Below are 21,220 nucleotides of genomic sequence, written 5' to 3'. Positions count from 1 at the left end.
TAATCAGATGACATATCGCATTCGCGAGCAAGCCCGCTCCCACAGGTTTTGCGTTTTAGCTGGCCGGTTGCAGCGTCTGACCGGCTTCAGGGCCCGAAGCGGTCTGCTGAGGCTTGAGTTCCCGGGCAACAGTCCAGACGATGAAGGCGGCGACGATGTCGAAAATCGCCAAAGTCACGAACAGCGGGCTGTAGCCGATCTTGGTCACCATCACGCCGAACACCAGAGTGAAAGCGGCCGCGCCGAGGTAGCCGAACATGCCGCCCATGCCTGTGGCCGTGGCCACTTCGTTTTTGCCGAACGAGTCAGAGGTGATCGCGTACAACGCACCTGACAAGGTCTGGTGGGCGAAACCGCCGATGCACAGCAGCGCAATCGCCGTGTACGGGCTGGCGACCAGGCCGATGCATGCCGGGCCGATCATGCACGAGGCACCGAACAGCAGGACCATTTTGCGCGAGGTGAACAGCGACACTTTGCAGTGCTTGTGGAAGAACGGGCTCAGGTAGCCACCGAGCACGCAGCCCAGGTCGGCGGCGAGGAACGGCAGCCAGGCGAACATCGCGATCTCCTTGATGTTCATGTGCCGTTCGGTCATCAGGTACAACGGAATCCAGGCATTGAAAGTCTGCCAGGCCGGCTCGGAAAGGATCCGCGCGCTGGCGATGGCGTAGAAGTTACGGCTGCCGATGATTTTCTTCCAACTGCCCTTTTTCGTCGCCGGTTCCTTGAAGTGGTCTTCCTGGCCGCTGAGGATGTAGGCGCGCTCTTCATCGCCCAGGCGTTTCTGGTCCCGGGGATGTTTGTAGAGGAGCACCCACAGCAAGCTCCAGAGTACGCCCAGGCCCCCGACGATCAGGAACGCCAGTTCCCAGCCACTGTGCAGGATCGCCCAGACCACCAAGGGTGGCGCCAGCAGTGCGCCGATCGATGAGCCGATGTTGAACCAGCCAATGGCTACCGAACGCTCCTTGGCCGGAAACCATTCGGTGGTGGCTTTCACGGCCGCCGGCAAGCCTGCCGCTTCCGTCAGCCCGAGCAGGCCACGAACGAATGCCAGGCCCTGCCAGCCACTCGCCAATGCAGCCAGCGCGCAGGCAATCGACCAGGCGAAGGCAAAGATCGCGAAGCCCATTTTGGTGCCGATGGCATCGATGATGTAGCCGGCTACCGGTTGCATCAGCGCATAGCAGACCTGCCAGGCGACCACGATGTGTGAGTACTGCTCGGTGGTAATGTTCATTTCGCTCATCAGGGTCGGGGCGGCCACTGACAGGGTATTGCGAGCGAGGTAGTTGACGATCAGACCGGCAGTTACCAGACCGACCATCCACCAGCGGATGCCTTTGACTTTCATCACATCACCGTCATTTTTCTTGGATTTATTGTGGGTGTCGCATTTGTTGTAGGTTGTCGTACAACATGCGCCTTTATAGAAGCGCAAGGGTGAATGTGTCAACAAATATGTCAGGGATTACGCTGAGTGAGGCGACGGGCGGGGGGGCATTGTCGTCGTATGACTTGTAGGGGCAAGCTTGCTCGCGATGGCCTTCAATATGACACTGGAAGCCTGACTCCCCGAGGCGTTCTCAGGTTTATCGCGAGCAAGCTCGCTCCTACAGAGGGGGCGCATTATCGGCGTTGGAGGAGGCCGCGCAGGGCGAGGGCGGCTGGAATACCCAGGCCAAGCCAGCTCAAGGCATCCCAGATCCCATCGCCCAGCAGCGCGGCGAACAACCCCGCCGCACTGAATAAGGCGATGACGGTGGGGGTGGCGAACACCTTCCAGAAATTCGACTGCCGGGGCCTCATGCCACGCTCTCCGCTTTTTCCAGCACGGGTTTCGCAGCCTTGCGCCGCACCACCCACAGGTAGACGCCGCTGCCGAGCACAATGATCGTCAGCACATCCAGGGTCGCCCAGAGAATCTGCATCGGCATGCCGCCGTAGTCACCGAAGTGCAACGGTTGTGACATGCCCATGGCGTCCATGTACCACGGTCGTTCGGCCACGGCGGTGACTTGCAGGGTGCTGGCGTCGATCAGTACCGGCGTCAGCAAGTGCGAGGTCAGGTGCGTGCTGCCTTTCATGAACACCGCGTAATGGTGCTCGCTGGAGAACCGCGTGCCGGGGAAGGCAATGAAATCCGGCTGCATGCCGGGTGCGACTTCCTTGGCGATGTCGAGCAAACGCGTGGCCGGCGCCAGTTGCGTCAATGGCGGCGCATCGCGATACGGCGCGACCATCGCGCTCAGGCTGTCGTTGCGCCACGCGGCGATGAGCAGGTCGGCGCAGGCACTGATCACGCCGGTTACACCCACCACCAGCGCCCAGGTCAAAGTCACTACGCCGATCAGGTTGTGCAGGTCAAGCCAGCGCAGGCGGGTGGACTTGTCCTGGCGCACGGTGGCGAATTTCAAGCGGCGCATGAACGGCAGGTACAACACGGTGCCGGACACGATCGCGACGACGAACAGCAACCCCATGAACGCCAGCAGCAACTTGCCCGGCAGCCCGGCGAACATGTCCACGTGCAGGCGCAGCATGACCATCATGAAGCCGCCATTGGCCGACGGCATCTCCAGCGCTTCGCCGGTGCGGGCGTCGAGCATGAAGGTGTGGGACGAGTTCGGCTCGGTGCCGGCGGTGGCCGCCATGATCGCGATCGCGCCGTTGGGTTCGTCCTCGTCGAAACCGAAGTACTGCATGACTTCGCCGGGACGATGTTTTTCAGCGGCCTGCACCAGTTGCTGCAAATTCAGCTGCGGGGTGTCCGCCGGCATCTGCTTCAGCTCGGCGGCATCGCCCAGCAGATGGTCGATCTCGTGGTGGAAGATCAACGGCAGGCCGGTCAGTGCCAGCATCAGCAGAAACACGGTGCAGATCAGGCTGGTCCAGGTGTGGACGAAGGACCAGCGGCGAATTGTTTTACTTTTCATTTCATAGCCTTCAGAAAAACCTAAGCCGTCCACGAAGGACGGCCGGGTCGTTGGGCCTGTCGGGTCAAGCCGTTACCACTTGTAGGTGGCACTGGCGACGACACTGCGTTGGTCGCCGTAGTAGCAGTAGAAACTGTCGCAAGTCGAGATGTAGTCCTTGTCGAACAGGTTGGTCGCGTTCAGCGCCAGCGAGGCACCTTTGAGGCTGTTGTCCAGGCGACCGAGGTCGTAATGAACGGCAGCGTCGAACACTGTGTAGGCGTCAGCCTTGCCCAGCTCGGTGTTGGCCTGGTCGCCGTAGGTATTGCCGGTGTAGCGAACGCCGCCGCCCACGCCGAACCCGTCCATCACGCCGTTGTGCCAGGTGTAGTCGGTCCACAGCGAAGCCTGTTGATTAGGCATCAGCTGCAGGCGGTTGCCTTTGAAAGTGCCATCCTGCACTTCGGACTTGGCCAGGGTGTAGGCCGCGATCACCTTGAGGTTTTCGGTCACGTCGGAAACGGCTTCCAGCTCCAGGCCCTTGACCTTCACTTCACCGGTCTGGCTGGTGATATTGACGCCGGCCGAATTGGTCGTGGTGACCGAAACGTTTTTCTGGGTCAAGTCGTAGATCGCCGCGCTCAGCAAGGTATCGCTGCCCGGTGGCTGGTACTTGATGCCCAGTTCCCATTGTTCGCCTTCAGTCGGCTTGAACGAATCGGTCGGCGATGCGGTGGCGTTGCTGGTTGGCTGGAACGATTCGGCGTACGACAGGTACGGCACGATGCCGTTGTCGAACACGTAGCTGATCGCCGCGTTGCCGCTGAAGTTGGTATCGCGTTCGGTGTTGGTGGCATCGCCCTTGTTGAAGAACTTGGTGCCGGTGTGGACCCAGTCTTCGCGGCCGCCCAGGGTCAGGCGCCATTGGTCGAGGGCCAGCTGATCCTGGATGTAGAGGCCGGTCTGATAGGTCTTCTGGTCGTAGTCATAAAACGCGTCGGAGCGTGGTGGACGCACGATCGGCTGGCCATAAATCGGGTTGTTGACGTTGGTGGTCAGGCCATCGCCGAAGATCGAGGTGTAGTTGGTGTTGCTGCGCTGGTGATCGAGGCCGAGCAACAAGGTGTGCTGGACATCGCCGGTGGCGAAGTCGGCCTGGAAGTTGTTATCCACGGCGAACTGGCTGATGTCCTCGTCGGTCGAGGTACTGGTTCGGCCCACGTTGCCGTCGGCATCGACCTGAGTGAACGGATAGGCGCCGACGGTGAGCGCCTGGAAGGACAGGTCCGACTTGGTGTAGCGCAGGTTCTGGCGGAACTGCCAGACATCGTTCAAACGATGTTCAAAGGCGTAACCCAGTGCGTAGTAGGTGCGGTCGTAGTATTCCCAGTCCGGGTCGCCCAGGTTTTTGTGGTGGGAAATATCGCCGAGCGGTGAATGGATCCTGGTGCCCTGGATCGGCAGGAACTGGCTGGTGATCCCGGTATCGTCACGAGTGAACTGCGAGAGCAGAGTGAAGGTGGTGTCTTCGTCGATGTTCCAGGTCAGGCTGGGCGCAATGTTGTAGCGCTTGTTGTCGACGTGGTCGATCTGCGTCCCGCTGTCGCGGACCACACCGCTCAGGCCGTAGAGGAATTGTCCTTCATCGTCGATCTTGCCGGTGCTGGCGAAGTTGATCTGGCGATGATTGTCGCTGCCGTACTGCATCTGGATCTCGTTGCTCGATTCAGCGCTGGGACGGCGGCTGACCATGTCCAGCAGGCCGCCCGGCGGGGTCTGGCCGTAGATCGACGAAGCCGGGCCACGCAGCAGGGCCAGGCGATCGAGGTTCCAGGTCTCCTGTTTCGGGTTGGCGTACACGCCTTTAGGCAGTGGCAGGCCATCGAGGAACTGGGTCGGCTCGAAGCCGCGCACGCGCAACCAGTCGGCGCGGGTATCGCTGCCGTAGCTGCTGGCGGTGATGCCGGGCATGTAGCGCACGGCGTCGTCGAGGCTGTGCACGTTGCGGTCGTCCATCTGGTCGCGCGTTGCAATCGAAATCGAACGCGGCACCTCGACCAGCGCGGTGTCGGTCTTGGTCCCGGCGGCCGTGCGCTTGGCCAGATACCCCTGCACCGGGCCCCAGGCGTTTTCAGTATCTGCTTCCACGCCGATGACGCTGGTCGCCGGCAGCGCCATCACGCCCTCGGGCACCGCCACCAGGGTGTAGGTGCCGCCGCTTTGTTCCAGTTGCAGACCGGTGCCACGCAGGGCTTCGCGCAGGGCGCCGGCCGCGTCGAACTGGCCCTGGACCGGGGCCGACGTCTTGCCGGCGGCCAGCGACGGGTTCAACGACAGCGCCAGGCCGGCCTGGCTGGCGATATGGTTCAGGGTGCTGGCCAGGGGGGCGGCCGGCAGGTTGTAAGCGCGAACACTGGACGCCTGTTCAGCGGCGATCAGTTGGCTGCTGGCCAAGGGAGAGCAAAGAGCGATGGCAAGCGCCAGCAAACCGGGGCGCAACAAGGTGTCTAGCGAACGGGACATACAGCGGCTCCTGAAAGTGAATACTTCTCAATTGCCTAGGTGCCGGACGAAAATCAAAAAGTGATAGGGCTGGATGAAAATAATTTCGATTCATCATTTGCACGGTGTCCTGCACCACCTGTCAGGGCTTGGCCGCCACCGTCACCCACCATGGCGTGTGCTGTTCGATCTGCACCGGCAGGGTCGGCAACAACGCGTTCAGGGCCAGGTTGGTATCCTTGAGTGGGAAGCTACCGGTGATCCGCAGATCAGCCACTTCCGGCGCCACACCCAGGTGACCCGGGCGATAGCGACCGATTTCACGCACCAGATCCTCCAGCCGCGCGTTGTCCACCACCAGCATGCCGCGGGTCCAGGCATCGGCGCCGAGGTTGAGCGCGGCAATCGGGCCCAGGCCGTCGCTGCGAATCAGCATTTGCTGGCCTTCGCGCAGAATTTGCTCTTCGGGACTGGATTGCGGATGGGCGGCCACCGCCGATTGCAGCACGCTCAGTCGCGTGCCTTGCTCTTCACGCTTGACCAGGAACCGCGTACCCAGGGCGCGCATGCTGCCTTCGCGGGTTTCAACGATAAACGGCCGGGCATCGCCGTGACCGGTTTCGATCAGGATTTCGCCTTCCTGCAGGATGACCAGCCGCTGCTTCTCATCGAAACGCACGTCCACCGCACTGTGGGTGTTGAGGTTGATCAGGGTGCCATCATCCAGGCGGATGGTGCGTTGCTCGCCGGTGGCGGTGCGTTGGTCGGCCAGCCAATAGTCGATTGGCAGGTAACGCTCACCGGCAAACAGCGCCAACCCCAGCACTGCAACGACGCTGGCCAGGCCGCTGCCAAGCTTGCGCACCCGCCGGCGAATGCCTTCGCGCGATTGCAGCAGGGCGGTGCGGGCCGGGCCGCTGGCGACGCTGAAACGCTGGTCGAGCATGCCCAGTTGACGCCAGGCGCGGGCGTGTTCTTCGTGGGCGGCGTGCCATTTGGCGAACTCTTCGCGTTCCACCGGGTTGCCGGAGTCCAGGGACAGTTGCCAGGCGATGGCGGCATCGAGCACCTGCGCCGACACCGGCTTGGAGCTGACCGGGCTCATGTTGGCTCACCGTACAAGGCGATGTAGCACTGACGGATGCCCTGGGCCAGGTACTGGCGCACCCGCGGCACCGACACCCCGAGGCGCTCGGCAATTTCCGCGTGGCCCAGGCCATCGAGACGATTGTAGAGAAACGCCGCACGGGCCTTGCTCGACAGCTTGCCCAGCAGACGATCGATGTTTTTCAGGTCTTCGAGGATCATTTGCTGTTCTTCCACCGACGGTTGTTCGGCTTCTGGAATCAGCATCAGTTCGGTGAGGTAAGCCTGTTCCAGCGCGGCGCGGCGGAAGTAGTCGAACAGCAGGCCCTTGGCAATCGCCACCAGGAACGCCCGCGGCTCGCGCGGCTCTTTGAGTTCCTCACGTCCGAGCAGGCGCACGAAGGTGTCCTGGCTCAGGTCCTCGGCCCGTTGCGGGCAGGCGACATTGCGCCGTAGCCAGGCCAATAGCCAACCGCGGTGGTCGCGATATAGCGCACCAACGAGCTCACTTTGCGGGCTTGGGACTGACGACACGCAGCATCACCGATTGGGAAGTGTTAACTAACGAGAATTGTTCGCGATTCTGTCAGAGGCGAGGAAGGTAAGCAATTGACACCGGTCGGGTAGGGGTAGGGTTTGTCGTAAGACCTTGTAGGAGCGAGCTTGCTCGCGAAAAACGTCAACGATGACGCGTTTTGCCGGTAGGACCGATGCGCCTGATGTTTTTTCGCGAGCAAGCTCGCTCCTACAGGGGGGGTGTCAAAAGGAATGGGTTTGCTGCCGCCGCTTCCACTGATTCAACCGCTGCTGCAAGTTCAACGGGCTATGGATATGCTGCTGACGCGCGCGGCTGAACAGGATCAGCGCCAGTTCGGCGGTCGCCAGGGCGTCGGCGCTGGCGTTGTGACGCTCGAAGACTTCCAGCTTGAACCAGTCGATCCACTCGTCCAGACCGGCTTCGCGGATGTTGGCCTGGGGACACAGCAAAGGGGCGATATCCGCCACATCCAGGAAAGCATGCTGCAACTTGTAGCCCAGGTGATCTTTCAATGCGCGTCCCAGCATGTGCTGGTCGAACGGCGCATGAAAGGCCAGCACCGGGCTGTCGCCGACAAACTCCATGAACTCCAGTAACGCTTCGGCCGGATCGCTGCCGGCGGCAATGGCGCTGGGTCCCAGGCCGTGAATCAGCACACTGGGGCCGAGTTTGAGTTCGTCGCATTGCAACGTGCGCTCGAACTGGCGACTGAAGTCGATTGCGCCATCCTCGATGACCACGGCGCCGATGGACAGTACTCGGTCCTTGTTCATGTTCAGCCCGGTGGTTTCCAGGTCGAGCACGACCCAGCGCTGCTCGCGCAGGCTGCATTCACTCAATCCGCCCACCGTTGGCAGGCATTGAAGGCGCTGCTGCAGCTCTACGGACAAGCTTGGGCCTGCGGGGCGCAGCCATGAAAACAGGCTCATAGTTGGTACCGCAGGGTCAGGCTGCTTTGCAGGCGTTGAGCCTGGCGCAGGGATTCACGCAGGATGCGTCGATCCAGATGATTGAGGCTGTCGGGATCGACCCGGTTGGAGTAGGGCAAATTTTCCCGGGTCTGCAGCTGATGTTGTTGCATGCGGGTTTGCTGGATGAAGTGATAAGCCTCTTCGTACGCCGCGCCGTCCAGTGGCTCGATGACCTCCTTGGCCACCAGCTGGCGGAAGCGCTCTAATGTGTTGTTCGCTTCGATGCCGTGGGCCAGGGCAAGTAACCGCGCGCCGTCGACGAAGGGAGTCAGGCCCTGGATCTTCAGGTCCAGAGTGGCCTTCTCACCATTTTTGCGCGCCAGCACGAACTCACGGAAACGTCCTACGGGAGGACGATTGCGCAGTGCGTTTTCCGCCATCATGCGCTGGAACAGGCGGTTGTCGGCCACCTGGTCGAGAATCCCCCGACGCAACTGTTCGCAGCCTTGCTCGCTGCCCCAGACCACGCGCAAATCGAAGTAAATACTTGAACCCAACAGGTTCTCTGGCGTGGCCTCTCGGATAAACGCCGCAAAGCGTCGCGCCCATTCGGCCCGGGACAGGCACAGCTCGGGATTGCCGGCCATGATGTTGCCTTTGCACAGGGTGAAACCGCAGAGCGCCAGGCTCTGGTTGATCTGATGGGCGATGGGCAGCAGTTTTCCGCGAATCTCGGCGGCGTGGGCGGCGTCCTGTGCTTCGAACAGAATGCCGTTGTCCTGGTCGGTGTGCAGCGTCTGTTCGCGGCGACCTTCGCTGCCGAAACACAGCCAGCTGAACGGGATACCCGGGTCGCCTTTCTCGGCCAGGGTCAGCTCGATCACCCGGCATACGGTGTGGTCGTTGAGCAGAGTAATGATGTGGGTGATCTGGGTCGAAGACGCGCCGTGGGCCAGCATGCGCTCCACCAGTTGACCGATCTCGCCCCGCAGCAGCACCAGGTTTTCCACACGCTGGGCGCTGCGAATGGTGCGCGCCAAGTGCACCAGGTCGACCCGTTGCAGGGAAAACAGATCGCGTTCGGAGACCACGCCGCACAGGCGCTGATCCTTGACCAGGCAGACGTGGGCGATATGCCGCTCGGTCATTGCAATCGCGGCATCGAAGGCGCTGTGGTCCGGAGACAGAAAAAACGGCGACCGGGTCATATGCCGCTCGATCGCCTCGCTGAAGTCGCCGGTGCCGTTGGCCACCACATGACGCAGATCACGCAGGGTGAAAATCCCCAGCGGCGCCTTATGTTCATTGACGATCACAATGCTGCCGACCTGCTGCTCGTGCATCTGGGTCACGGCCTCACGCAGGGGTGTGATTGGGCTGCACATCACTGGATGGCGCATGGCCAATTCACCCAGGCGGGTGTTGAGAGAATATTGGGTGCCCAGGGTTTCCACGGCTTTTTGCTGGACCTGCTGATTGACCTGGTCCAGCAGGCTGCTCACACCACGCAGGGCAAAATCGCGGAAGGTGCCGGAAATGGCGAACAACTTGATGAATGCAAGTTTGTTCAGCTGCAGGCAAAAGGTGTCTTCGGCGGCGAGATGTTCGGTACGGGTCGCACGCTCCCCCAGCAACGCAGCGAGGGGGAAACACTCGCCGGTGGTGATTTCGAAAGTGGTTTCGGTGCCGCCCTTGGCCGTGTGCGGCCGTTCGCCGACGACCCGACCCTGCTTGACGATGTAAAAGTGCTCAACCGGGCCGTCCGCGGGCTTGATGATGCTCTCGCCGGGGGCATAAAAACGCAGCTGACATTGCTCGACCAGGTACGCCAGGTGCGCGTGTTCCATCTGGTTGAAGGGCGGGAAGCGCTGAAGGAATTGCAAAGTGCCCTGGATGTTCTGCAACACCGCGGTTTTCCCTGCCTGTGTGAAGGCGTCCGCTTTACTCATAACCATTACCGCAGTCTTTTTTTGAATTGTTGTTGTCGGATGACTCACCCATGGTCGACCCCTACGGTCGGGGTGCCCATTGGACGTAAGTCTAGGTAGGCCGCAAACGTGATGCAGATTCGGAAAGAACCTACCCAAACGTGAGAAAAACCTCACCTTTGCCCTATTGGAAAATTTTCCGACGGAGTGCACATTGATGGTGTGCTCAGCGATGTCTCACCACTGTGCTAGGGAATTGAATTGAACATGTAGAGAATGCCATGTCCGACCACGATATTTTGAGTGACGCCGAGCGCCAGGCGCTCAGTGACGTCATGCTGGAACCCGACCTGCCGCCGCAACGGGTGCTGATCGTCGACGACGACAAGGACGCCCGAGAGTTGTTGTCGGAGATCCTGGCATTGGACGGCATTCGTTGCATGACGGCAGCCAGTGGCGAAACCGCACTCAAGATGTTGGAAGAGAAACCCTCGATTGGCCTGGTGATCACCGACCTGCGCATGGGCCATATCGATGGCCTGGACCTGATTCGCCAGGTGCGGGAGTCTGTGCGGGCGGCGATGCCGATCATCATCGTCTCCGGCGACGCCGACGTAAAAGACGCGATAGCCGCGATGCACCTGAGCGTAGTGGACTTTCTGCTCAAGCCGATTGATGCCGACAAGTTGTTAGCGCTGGTCAAGCAAGAACTAGGAATTCAGTAACCAAACATTTGTAAGTGATAGTTGCCTCGTATCTCCTTTCAACCGTGTTTGAGTGGAGTTTGCGTTCTCCTGGGTGTAATTAAATTTTTCTCCTTGAGTTGAGACAAGTCTGCTCATAAATAGCTGGCGGTTGTTGCTCAAGTTTTCAGATATCTTCCCAAATATTGAAGTTCGGATGACTTTTGTTGTGTCCGTTTTTTAATCAACTCAGAAAAATAATAACTAATCATTACATGCCGATTTCTTAGCCCGGAAGCGACTCATTGAGTGGCGCTATTGAACAAGCGTGTTCTCATTTTGCTGAGTGATTCCATTTTTGCCTGGAAGTTAGAGTTTTCACGTGTGTGCGTGTGGATGGTTATAAGGGAACAACATGATAAAAATGGATTGGCGCGACTTGCTTTTGATTCTCGTAGTAACAGTCATGTGGGGTAGCAACTATTCGGTCATTGATATCAGCCTCGATGGAATAGACCCGTTTATGCTGACTGCCTTGCGTTTCACTTTTTGTGCATTTCCGTTGGTGTTTTTCGTTCCTAAGCCGAAAAACATCAGTGCCTCAACCCTCGCGCTTTACGGTTTGTTGTTCGGGGTCGGAATGTGTTGGCTGATGAACTACGGAATGTTTCTCGGGGTCAGTGCTGGTGTGACTTCTTTGCTCCTGCAATTCAGTGCCTTTTTTACGGTCATATGGGGAGTGATGTTATTCGGCGAAAAAATGTCGGCCATTCAGGTAGCAGGTATTCTCCTGGCATTGGTGGGGCTGATGTTCATCATTCATATGACCGAATCGCATGACCAGAGCCAAGGTCTGTTCCTGATACTACTGGCAGCCTTTTGCTGGAGTCTTTGCAATGTACTGATCAAGAAAAGCAAGGTCGTCGACATCTTTTCCTTCGTCGTCTGGTCGAGTCTGTATGCAATTGCGCCGCTGTACCTGATGACTTATTGGGTGAAGGGGGCTGAGCCCTTTGAGGCGTTGTTGACGGACTTGAATACGTCGGTGTTGTTGTCCATCCTGTTCCAGGCGTACGTGGCGACCATTTTCGGTTATTGGGCGTGGAACCGCTTGATCAGGAAGTATCCGGCGAGCCAGGTTGCCCCGTTGTCTGTCATCGTTCCGGTATCCGGTATCCTGACTTCATGGTATGTGCTCGATGAACCCATTGAAGGCGTGAAACTATTTGCCCTCGTGCTTACGGTCCTGGGTATTGCCATATTCATGTTTGCACCAAGAATTGCGAACTACATCGCTGAAAGCGCCTTACGGCTCAGGAAATAACGGGGCAAAAACAATAATCCCCCGGTCGTAAGGCCGGGGGATTGTTGTCGAGCAACTATATTTTACAGCGCGTTCCTGGCCTTGAACTCGCGACGACGACGGTGCAGAACCGGCTCGGTATAGCCGTTCGGCTGCTTGGTACCTTCCACCACCAGTTCGACCGCCGCCTGGAAGGCGATGTTGCTGTCGAAGTTCGGTGCCAGCGGACGGTACAGCGCATCACCGGCGTTCTGACGATCCACCACCGGCGCCATGCGCTTGAGGCTTTCCATCACTTGCTCTTCGGTGACGATGCCATGGCGCAGCCAGTTGGCGATGTGCTGGCTGGAAATACGCAGCGTGGCACGGTCTTCCATCAGGCCGACGTCATTGATGTCCGGCACCTTCGAGCAACCAACACCCTGGTCGATCCAGCGCACCACATAACCCAGGATGCCCTGGCTATTGTTGTCCAGTTCGTTCTGGATCTGTTCGGCGGTCCACTGCGGGTTCACGGCCAGCGGGATGGTCAGGATGTCGTCCACCGACGCATGGGCACGCTTGGCCAGTTCGGCCTGACGGGCGAACACGTCGACCTTGTGGTAGTGCAGCGCGTGCAACGCAGCGGCGGTCGGCGAAGGTACCCACGCGGTGTTGGCACCGGCCAATGGGTGAGCGATTTTCTGTTCCAGCATCGCTGCCATCAGGTCCGGCATGGCCCACATGCCTTTACCGATCTGCGCGCGACCTTGCAGGCCGGTGCTCAAGCCGATATCGACGTTGGAGTTCTCGTAGGCGCCGATCCATTTTTCCGCCTTCATGTCAGCCTTGCGCACCATCGGGCCGGCTTCCATGGAGGTGTGGATTTCATCGCCCGTGCGGTCAAGGAAACCGGTATTGATGAATACCACGCGCTCGCTGGCGGCCTTGATGCAGGCCTTGAGGTTGACCGTGGTACGGCGTTCCTCGTCCATGATGCCGACTTTCAGGGTGTTGCGCGCCAAGCCCAGCACGTCTTCGATGCGCCCGAACAGCTCGTTGGTGAACGCCGCTTCTTCAGGACCGTGCATCTTCGGCTTCACGATGTAGACGGAGCCGGTGCGGGTGTTTTTGCGCGAAGTGTTGCCGTTGAGGTTGTGCATCGCCGCCAGGCAAGTCACCAGGCCATCGAGGATGCCCTCAGGCACTTCGTTGCCGTCTTTATCGAGGATCGCGTCGATGGTCATCAGGTGACCGACGTTGCGCACGAACAACAACGAACGACCGTGCAGGTTCACCGCGTTACCGTCGACACCGGTGTAGGTGCGGTCGGCGTTCATGGTGCGGGTAAACGTCTTGCCGCCCTTGGCGACTTCTTCCGACAGGTCGCCCTTCATCAGGCCGAGCCAGTTGCGGTAGATCACCACCTTGTCATCGGCGTCGACGGCGGCGACCGAGTCTTCGCAGTCCATGATGGTGGTCAGCGCGGCTTCCATCAGGATGTCTTTGACACCCGCTGCGTCGGTCTGGCCGACCGGGGTACTGGCATCAACCTGGATTTCGAAGTGCAGGCCGTTGTTTTTCAGCAGGATCGCGGTGGGTGCCGAGGCATCGCCCTGGAAACCGATCAGCTGGGCATCGTTGCGCAGGCCGCTGTTGCTGCCGCCTTTGAGGGCGACCACCAGTTTGCCGTCAACGATGTTGTAGTGCGTGGAATCGACGTGGGAGCCGGCTGCCAAGGGCGCCGCTTCGTCGAGGAAGGCGCGGGCGAAGGCGATGACCTTGTCGCCGCGAACCTTGTTGTAGCCTTTGCCTTTCTCCGCGCCGTCACCTTCGCTGATGGCGTCGGTGCCGTAGAGCGCGTCATACAGCGAACCCCAGCGGGCGTTCGAGGCGTTGAGCGCGAAGCGGGCATTCATCACCGGCACCACGAGTTGTGGACCGGCCATGCGGGCGATTTCTTCATCGACGTTTTGCGTCGTTACCTGGAAATCGGCCGCTTCTGGCAGCAGATAACCGATGTCTTGCAGGAAGGCTTTATAAGCCACGGCATCGTGCGCCTGGCCGGCGCGTTCCTGGTGCCAGGAATCGATACGAGCCTGGAAATCATCGCGTTTGGCGAGTAGGGCTTTGTTCTTCGGCGCCAGGTCATGAATGACCTTGTCGGCACCGGCCCAGAACTTATCGGCGGTGAGGCCGGTACCGGGAATGGCTTCGTTGTTCACGAAGTCGAACAGGACTTTGGCGACCTGCAGGCCACCGACTTGAACGTGTTCAGTCATTGCTTGCCTCACTCTGCTCAGCTATTTCGCTTTTCAGCTCTTCAATTTAACAATGAAGCCTCTGGCCATTTAAACCACAAACCCTGCGACCAGTACATGCCATTTCTGACGGCTGGGTGGGGACCAATCAACGGCTTTAGGGCCTTGCTGACAGGGCTTTCAGGGATGCGACTGCGCCTGTGGCGGACATCGATCCAACGTTATGTAGTGCGCGCAGCGGCATACTACATGATGAGTTGCGGTTGTGAAAATTAGACTAATTACGTCGTTCTGCGACCCCATGACGCATTGCAGTCACGTCGCGGATCGGGATGTTCTCAAAAAACCATGAGATTGTTCCAGTTAAATATAAAAAGTTGTACACGATTTATTGTTCGCTCAGATCGGTGGTGCATCGCTTCGCTGGCAAGCCAGCTCCTGCAGGCGATGGCGTCAGTCGATTCAGCACAGCAACCACCCTTGCCTATACTTCTCTTTCAATAACAAAAGAGGGCTGCGCCATGGACCACCTCGTACTCACTGTTTTTGCACCGGACAAGCCTGGGCAGGTCGAGCGCATTGCCCAATGCATCGCCGAGCAGGGCGGCAACTGGCTGGAAAGCCGCATGTCACGCATGGCTGGGCAATTCGCCGGGATTCTTCGGGTCGGGGTGCCTGCGGAAGCCTACGATTCACTGGTCGATGCCTTGCAAGGGTTGTCGGCCCATGGCATTCGCGTATTGATCGCCGAAAGCGGTATCGAACAGTCGTGCACCTGGAAACCGATCGCCATGGAACTGGTGGGCAATGATCGGCCGGGGATCGTGCGCGACATCACGCGCTTGCTCAGTGAGCAGGGGGTCAACCTGGAAAGACTGGTGACCGAAGTGCGTCCGGCGCCCATGAGCAGCGAGCCGCTGTTCCACGCCGAAGCGATACTGGCGGTGCCGTTGACGCTGTCCCTGGACGTGCTGCAATCGCGCCTGGAAACCCTGGCGGACGATCTGATGGTGGAATTGGTACTGCGCAGTGAGCCTTGATCGGGTTATCCAGATTAAACGTGCACCTGCCTGTGGATAACCTGTAGAGACAGCCCGCCAGGCCACGCCGGACGTGGCTTATCAAAGATTGATCAAAAAACCAGCAGTTTCAGCAACTTGCGCACAAACGGCGGGGATCACGCTGTGGATAACCTTGGGAAGGATCGGTGCAGGCCACGGAGAACGTGGCCTGCAGAGGTTTGTGCGTTTTTTGATCAGCTGCGCCGACGCAGGCTGAACCAGGCATCGATGCTGTAAACCGCCAGGCCGGCCCAGATGAAGATGAACGCCACCAGCGTACTGGACGACAAGTGTTCGCCAAACAGCAGGACGGCTTGCAGCAGCACCAGGGTCGGCGCCAGGTATTGGAGGAATCCAAGTGTCGTGTAGGGCAGATGCCGCGCGGCGGCGTTGAAACAGACCAACGGCACCAGCGTCACCGGGCCGGCAGCCACCAGCCACCAGGCTTCGGAGGTGGTCCAGAATTCAGCCTGGGCGCTGCTGGCGGTTGGATTGAGCAGCAACCAGGCCAGCGCGATCGGCACCAGCATCCAGGTTTCGACCACCAACCCCGGGAGCGCCTTGACCGGCGCCTGCTTGCGAATCAGCCCGTAGAAACCGAAGGTCAATGCCAGCACCAGCGACACCCAGGGCAGGCTGCCGACTTGCCAGACCTGTTGCGCCACGCCAACCGCCGCCAGTCCCACAGCAATCCATTGCATGCGGCGCAGCCGTTCGCCGAGGATCAGCATCCCCAACAGTACGTTCACCAAGGGGTTGATGTAGTAGCCGAGGCTGGCCTCCAGCATGCGCCCGTTGTTCACCGACCACACATAGGTAAGCCAGTTGGCGGCGATCAGCGTGCCGCTCAGGGCCAGGATCGCCAGCCGGCGCGGATTCTCCCGCAGCTCGCGCCACCAGCCCGGGTGTTTCCAGACCATCAGCAGCAAGGCGCCGAACAGCGCAGACCACAGTACGCGGTGAATGATGATCTCCACGGCGGGCACGCTGGCGATGGCTTTGAAATAGAGCGGGAAAAGTCCCCAGATGATGTAGGCACTCAGGCCCAGGATGTACCCGCGACGCGGGTTGGCGGCTTGCATGCAGAATCCTTGCTTAGGCAGCTAACAAAGAGGGGATTGTAAGGAGATTTGTCTACGAATGTCCTGCCTGAATAGGTTGGGCAATTGTGAACACAGAACAAATGTGGGAGCGGGCTTGCTCGCGAATGCGCAGTGTCAGCAAACTTGATGTCGACTGACACACCGCATTCGCGAGCAAGCCCGCTCCCACAGTGAATTTGTGTTTCTCAGAAGAGTTTCAGTGGCTCTTCATTGAGCGCCGCCAGCTGCTCGCGCAACGCCAACACCTGATCTCCCCAATACCGCTCCGTACCAAACCACGGAAAACTGCGCGGAAACGCCGGGTCGTCCCAACGCCGTGCGAGCCAGGCGCTGTAGTGCATGAGGCGCAATGCGCGCAGGGGTTCGATCAGCGCCAGTTCCCGGGGATTGAAGTCGTGGAATTCGTTGTAGCCGTCCATCAGTTCTGACAACTGACCCAGGCAGTCCTGACGATCGCCGGCCAGCATCATCCAGATGTCCTGCACCGCCGGTCCCATGCGGCAGTCGTCCAGGTCGACGATGTGGAACATCTCGTCGCGGCACATCATGTTGCCGGGGTGGCAGTCGCCGTGCATGCGGATGTTCTGGTGCGGCGTATTGCTGTAGGCATCTTCCACACGCTTGAGCAGATCGCGGGCCACGGACTCGTAGGCCGGCAGCAGGCTGCGGGGGATGAAATTGCCTTCGAGCAAGGTCGTCAGCGAGTCATGGCCGAAGTTTTTCACCGCCAGCGCCTCACGGTGCTCGAACGGCTTGGTCGAGCCCACCGCATGCAGGCGGCCGAGCAGTTGTCCCAGGCGATACAGCTGATCGAGGTTGCCGGGTTCCGGCGCGCGGCCGCCGCGGCGGGGGAACAGGGTGAAACGGAAGCCATTGTGTTCGTGCAGGGTTTCACCGTTATGGATCATCGGCGCGACGACCGGCACGTCGACCCCGGCGAGTTCAAAGGTGAACTGGTGTTCTTCAAGGATCGCTTCGTTGGTCCAGCGCTGTGGGCGGTAGAACTTGGCGATCAGCGGCTCGGCGTCTTCGATGCCGACCTGGTAGACACGGTTTTCGTAGCTGTTGAGCGCCAGAATGCGGGCATCGCTGAGAAAACCGATGCTTTCGACGGCATCGAGCACGAGGTCTGGGGTGAGCGTTTCAAACGGGTGGGCCATGCTGACTCCTGCGCGCAGCAGGCTGCTGCGTCCGGCCAGGCATGGTAGCGCAGACAGACATGGATAGGTTGTGACTGTGCTGACGCCTTCGCTGGCAAGCCAGCTCCTACAGGTCATTCGCCATTTTTGAAATCGCGCATGACTTTGTAGCTGGCTTGCCAGCGAAGAGGCCCTGTCAGGCGCCGACGACCCCGCCATCCTCCCGGGTGATCACCATCACCGAAGACCGCGGCTTGCCGTTCGGCAGGTGCTCAGGGAAGGTCGAACCACCGTTCTCCCCCGGATGCTGGATCCCGACAAACAACGTCTTCTGGTCTGGCGAAAAACTGATGCCCGTCACTTCGCAGCCGATCGGCCCGACCATGAACCGACGAATTTCCCCGGTCGCAGGGTCGGCGCAGAGCATCTGGTTGTTGCCCATGCCGGCGAAATCACCGGCATTGCTCGAATCGCCATCGGTTTGTATCCACAGCCGACCGGCCTTATCGAACGCCAACCCATCCGGGCTGTTGAACATGTTCTGCGGGGTGATGTTCGACGAACCGCCCTTCGGCGTGCCGGCATGCACTTGCGGGTTGCCGGCGACCACGAACAGATCCCAGGCAAAGGTGTTCGAGGCGTGGTCATCGCGGTCGGTGCGCCAGCGCAGGATCTGCCCGTAGACATTCTTTTCGCGCGGGTTCGGCCCGCCCACCGGTTGCCCCTCTTCGCCGCGTTTGGCGTTGTTGGTCAGGGTGCAGTAAACCTGACCGTCCGTGGGGCTGACGACGATCCATTCCGGACGGTCCATGCGCGTGGCTTTCACCACGCTGGCCGCCAGACGGGCATGAATCAACACCTCGCCTTGGTCGGCAAAACCGCTGCTGGCGTCGATGCCGTTTTTGCCGTGGGTCAGTTCGATCCATTCACCCTGGCCTTTGGGGTGATCGGCATTGCCGTCGCCTGCATCGAAACGGGCCACGTACAGGGTGCCGTGGTCCAGCAGGTCGCGGTTGGCCTTGGGGTTCTTGTGGTTGATCTTGTCGCGGCTGACGAACTTGTAGATGAACTCGCCGCGCTCATCGTCGCCCATGTACACCACGGCGTGGCCGTCTTTGGTTTCAGCCAGGGCGGCGTTTTCGTGTTTGAAACGGCCCAGTGCGGTGCGCTTGACCGGGGTCGATTTCGGGTCGAACGGGTCGATCTCGACCACCCAGCCGTGGCGGTTGAGTTCGTTGGGATTGTTCGCCAGGTCGAAGCGCGAATCGTGTTGATGCCAGTTGATGTCTTTGCTGGTCGCCACCACGCCGTAGCGTTTCTGCGCGGCGTCGAATTTCTGCTCGGCATTGGTACTGCCAAAGCAATCGGTGAAGTTCTCTTCACAGGTCAGGTAGGTGCCCCAAGGCGTCTTGCCGTTGGCGCAGTTCTGGAACGTGCCGAGGACGGTCTTGCCTTGCGCATCGGCATTGGTTTTCAGCAGTGCGTGACCGGCAGCCGGGCCGCTCAGGCTGATCGGCGAATTGCCGTGGATGCGCCGGTTGTAGGGCGAGCCCTGGACGAACTGCCAATGACCCTCCTTGCGCTGCACTTCGATCACCGACACGCCTTCGCAGGCCAGGGCCTTGTGCACTTCCTGCGCTGATTGCGGCATGCCCGCGTGGGGGTAGAGGTAGCGGTAGTTGGTGTATTCGTTGTTGATCGCCATCAGCGCCCGGTTGTTGTCATCGGGGAAGGCGAACAGGCTCATGCCGTCGTTGTTGTCGCCGAACTGGACTTCCTGATGCTCGGCGCTGCCGTTGCCACTCGCGTCGAAGGCCGGGCCGTTGTTCTGCAGGGGCTGACCCCAGCTGATCAGTACCGAAGACTTGTAGCCGGGTGGCAGGCTGATCGCGTCGCTGGTCGCGGCGGGGATGCTCTCGAAACCCAGCAACCGGCTGGTGCCGGCGCTGACACTGGCGGCCAGTGCGCTGCGGCTCAGCAGGTTGCCGCCGAGGAACATGGCGGCACCGCACAAGGCGCCTGCGCTGATGAAACCACGGCGGCTGAGGCCGACCATCTGTTCGAGGTCGGTGGGTTGGTTGTCTTCTAATAGGCTCACATCAGGCTCCCTGCGATTTTTGCAGTCACCTTAATGGCGGACGATGACGCTTTTGTTGCAGGTGTATTTAAAGCGGCGTGCCGAGCAATACGTTGGACGGGGAGAACTGTGCGCGCACCGGTTTGCCGCTGGTCAGCTTGCGCGATTGCAAATGCCAGGGCTCGGCCAGGGCGCAGAGCGTCTGGCCGTTGGGCAGGCCGATACGCACTTCGCAGGGGCCGTCTTCGGCGTCGAGGATTTCCTCGATGACGCCTTCGAGGCAATTGTGTCCGGGTGTTGCCTCGTCGCCGCTGCCCAGCACATCGAGCCAACCGGCCTTGATCAGGGCGACCACTTCGGTGCCGGTTTGCAGGTCCAGGCGCACGGTGCTGTCGTGGGTGATCTGCGCAGCGATGCTCAAGCCTTCGGCCAGTTCAAGGCGGACCCGGTCGTTGTGGCCCTGGGTTTCAATGGCCACCACCTTGCCGTGCAACTGATTGCGTGCGCTGGTCCTGAGCATCAGGCGACCGAGCAAGTCGAGGTCGCTGGCGTCTTCGGCAGCCTCCAGGACCTGGGCCTGCAACACCTGCAGCTTTTGATAGAGGCGTAGCACACGCTCGCCCTCGGTGGACAGTTTCGCGCCGCCACCGCCTTTGCCGCCGACACTGCGCTCCACCAACGGTTTTTGCGCAAGGTTGTTGAGTTCATCGATGGCATCCCAGGCGGCCTTGTAGCTCAGGCCCGCGCTTTTCGCCGCGCGGGTGATCGAGCCCTGCTCGGCGATGTGTTGCAGCAGGGCAATGCGTTGCGGGCGGCGGACAATGTGCTGGGACAACAGCGTAGGCAAGGACATGGCAAGACGCTTTGGGCAATGACGATGGAGAGGACGTTGGCGGCTCGGGGCCCGGGAGTCAAGTCACGGCGACTCGCCAGGTTTGGGTGTACGTGCCAGGCAATAGACGTCGACCCGTGTGGCGCCTGCGTCCATCAGCAGGCAAGCCAGTGCTTGCGCGGTGGCACCCGTGGTCAGTACGTCGTCCACCAGCGCCAGATGGCGATTCTTCACTGATACGTCGGGTGCCAGGGCGAAGGCATGTTGCAGGTTCTTTTTGCGGGCCGCGGCGCTGAGGTCTTGTTGGGCGTTGGTGTCCTGGGTTCTCGATAGCAACCGTTCATCGGAAGGCACATCGAGGCGTTCGCTGAGCCAACGCGCCAGCATTGCAGCCTGATTGAAGCCTCGTTGGCGCAGGCGCCGGGCAGCCATCGGCACGGGGACCAGCGCATCGGGTCGCGGCAAGTCATCGTCGAAGCGATGTTGCAGGGATTGAGCGAGAAGTTCGCCGAGCAGGTGGCCCAACGGCCATTGCGCGCTGTGCTTGAAGCGGGTGATCAGGCTGTCGATCGGGAAGTTGTAAGTCCAGGGCGCAACCACTCGTTCAAACGCCGGAGGCTGCTTGAGGCACTGGCCGCACGTCAGGCCGGCAGCGGGCAAGGGCAGGGCGCAGGTCTGGCAGTGCTCGCCGAGCCAGGGCAGTTCGGTTTCGCAAGCCATGCAAATGGGCGTGGAGCCATCAGCCGCTTCATCACACAGCAAACAGTGCTGTTTGTTTTTTAACCAGATGTAAACCTGCTTGTCGTATCGTGGTTGACAGCGCATGGCTCTTCCTTAAATATGCCGAAACACCTGTGATGCGCCGGTGGAAATTCCCTTTCCCGGTCGCCTGCCAAAGC

At 60.1% G+C, this 21,220-nt stretch carries 17 protein-coding genes; 3 read left to right on the top strand and 14 right to left on the bottom strand.

Annotated elements, in window-relative coordinates:
- Nucleotides 1-55: 55 nt before the first annotated feature.
- The 8 genes from SOP95_RS06270 to SOP95_RS06235 all read right to left on the bottom strand — a co-directional run bounded on the left by SOP95_RS06270 (nucleotide 56) and on the right by SOP95_RS06235 (nucleotide 9,910).
- Nucleotides 56-1,357, bottom strand: a complete 1,302-nt coding sequence (locus tag SOP95_RS06270) for an MFS transporter (RefSeq protein WP_323606576.1) — start codon at nucleotides 1,355-1,357, stop codon at nucleotides 56-58.
- Between the two features lie 275 nt (nucleotides 1,358-1,632).
- Complete coding sequence (locus tag SOP95_RS06265; protein ID WP_274075550.1) at nucleotides 1,633-1,812, bottom strand: hypothetical protein; 180 nt, start codon at nucleotides 1,810-1,812, stop codon at nucleotides 1,633-1,635.
- Nucleotides 1,809-2,939, bottom strand: a complete 1,131-nt coding sequence (locus SOP95_RS06260; protein ID WP_323606575.1) for a PepSY-associated TM helix domain-containing protein — start codon at nucleotides 2,937-2,939, stop codon at nucleotides 1,809-1,811. Before SOP95_RS06260 ends, SOP95_RS06265 begins: the two co-directional genes overlap by 4 nt.
- A gap of 72 nt (nucleotides 2,940-3,011) precedes the next feature.
- Nucleotides 3,012-5,441 (bottom strand): TonB-dependent siderophore receptor, encoded by a 2,430-nt coding sequence (locus SOP95_RS06255; protein WP_323606574.1) that lies wholly within the window; start codon nucleotides 5,439-5,441, stop codon nucleotides 3,012-3,014.
- 121 nt (nucleotides 5,442-5,562) lie between these two features.
- A complete protein-coding gene (locus tag SOP95_RS06250) occupies nucleotides 5,563-6,525 on the bottom strand; it encodes a FecR family protein (RefSeq protein ID WP_323606573.1) in 963 nt (320 codons plus the stop codon).
- Complete coding sequence (locus tag SOP95_RS06245; RefSeq protein WP_032831242.1) at nucleotides 6,522-7,040, bottom strand: RNA polymerase sigma factor; 519 nt, start codon at nucleotides 7,038-7,040, stop codon at nucleotides 6,522-6,524. Before SOP95_RS06245 ends, SOP95_RS06250 begins: the two co-directional genes overlap by 4 nt.
- Nucleotides 7,041-7,265: 225 nt before the next feature.
- The gene (locus tag SOP95_RS06240) at nucleotides 7,266-7,973 is read right to left on the bottom strand and encodes a 3'-5' exonuclease (protein WP_323606572.1); all 708 of its coding nucleotides are present in this window, start codon (nucleotides 7,971-7,973) and stop codon (nucleotides 7,266-7,268) included.
- Nucleotides 7,970-9,910, bottom strand: coding sequence for a putative nucleotidyltransferase substrate binding domain-containing protein (locus SOP95_RS06235; protein ID WP_274075545.1), 1,941 nt, complete (start codon nucleotides 9,908-9,910; stop codon nucleotides 7,970-7,972). The genes SOP95_RS06240 and SOP95_RS06235 overlap by 4 nt, the downstream gene beginning before the upstream one ends.
- Before the next feature lie 254 nt (nucleotides 9,911-10,164).
- Here SOP95_RS06235 and SOP95_RS06230 point away from each other — a divergent pair, with 254 nt between their 5' ends.
- Together SOP95_RS06230 and SOP95_RS06225 are read left to right on the top strand one after the other, a co-directional pair.
- Nucleotides 10,165-10,608 carry a response regulator gene (locus SOP95_RS06230; RefSeq protein WP_323606571.1) on the top strand — a complete coding sequence of 148 codons (444 nt, stop codon included), beginning with the start codon at nucleotides 10,165-10,167 and terminating at the stop codon, nucleotides 10,606-10,608.
- Between the two features lie 373 nt (nucleotides 10,609-10,981).
- Nucleotides 10,982-11,890, top strand: coding sequence for an EamA family transporter (locus SOP95_RS06225; RefSeq protein WP_274075543.1), 909 nt, complete (start codon nucleotides 10,982-10,984; stop codon nucleotides 11,888-11,890).
- A gap of 62 nt (nucleotides 11,891-11,952) precedes the next feature.
- On the opposite strand, the gene SOP95_RS06220 is transcribed toward SOP95_RS06225, so the two are convergent.
- Complete coding sequence (locus SOP95_RS06220; protein ID WP_323606570.1) at nucleotides 11,953-14,130, bottom strand: malate synthase G; 2,178 nt, start codon at nucleotides 14,128-14,130, stop codon at nucleotides 11,953-11,955.
- A 500-nt stretch (nucleotides 14,131-14,630) separates the two neighbouring features.
- On the opposite strand from SOP95_RS06220, the gene SOP95_RS06215 reads away from it, so the two are divergent.
- Nucleotides 14,631-15,149, top strand: a complete 519-nt coding sequence (locus tag SOP95_RS06215; RefSeq protein ID WP_274075541.1) for a glycine cleavage system protein R — start codon at nucleotides 14,631-14,633, stop codon at nucleotides 15,147-15,149.
- 215 nt (nucleotides 15,150-15,364) lie between these two features.
- Here the strand turns inward: SOP95_RS06215 and rarD are convergent, their stop codons facing one another.
- The 5 genes from rarD to SOP95_RS06190 form a co-directional block, all read right to left on the bottom strand.
- Nucleotides 15,365-16,252, bottom strand: a complete 888-nt coding sequence (gene rarD, locus SOP95_RS06210) for an EamA family transporter RarD (RefSeq protein WP_323606569.1) — start codon at nucleotides 16,250-16,252, stop codon at nucleotides 15,365-15,367.
- Nucleotides 16,253-16,458: 206 nt separating this feature from the next.
- Nucleotides 16,459-17,433, bottom strand: a complete 975-nt coding sequence (locus SOP95_RS06205; RefSeq protein WP_274075539.1) for a serine/threonine protein kinase — start codon at nucleotides 17,431-17,433, stop codon at nucleotides 16,459-16,461.
- Between the two features lie 175 nt (nucleotides 17,434-17,608).
- Nucleotides 17,609-19,510, bottom strand: a complete 1,902-nt coding sequence (locus SOP95_RS06200) for a PhoX family protein (protein ID WP_323606568.1) — start codon at nucleotides 19,508-19,510, stop codon at nucleotides 17,609-17,611.
- A 67-nt stretch (nucleotides 19,511-19,577) separates the two neighbouring features.
- Complete coding sequence (locus tag SOP95_RS06195; protein ID WP_274075537.1) at nucleotides 19,578-20,342, bottom strand: TOBE domain-containing protein; 765 nt, start codon at nucleotides 20,340-20,342, stop codon at nucleotides 19,578-19,580.
- A 63-nt stretch (nucleotides 20,343-20,405) separates the two neighbouring features.
- Nucleotides 20,406-21,146 carry a ComF family protein gene (locus SOP95_RS06190; RefSeq protein WP_323606567.1) on the bottom strand — a complete coding sequence of 247 codons (741 nt, stop codon included), beginning with the start codon at nucleotides 21,144-21,146 and terminating at the stop codon, nucleotides 20,406-20,408.
- Nucleotides 21,147-21,220 lie beyond the last annotated feature (74 nt).

Source organism: Pseudomonas sp. YuFO8 (assembly GCF_035065025.1).
GTDB classification, from domain to species: Bacteria; Pseudomonadota; Gammaproteobacteria; order Pseudomonadales; family Pseudomonadaceae; genus Aquipseudomonas; species Aquipseudomonas putida_AE.
This window is presented reverse-complemented; position numbering and strand designations above follow the sequence as displayed.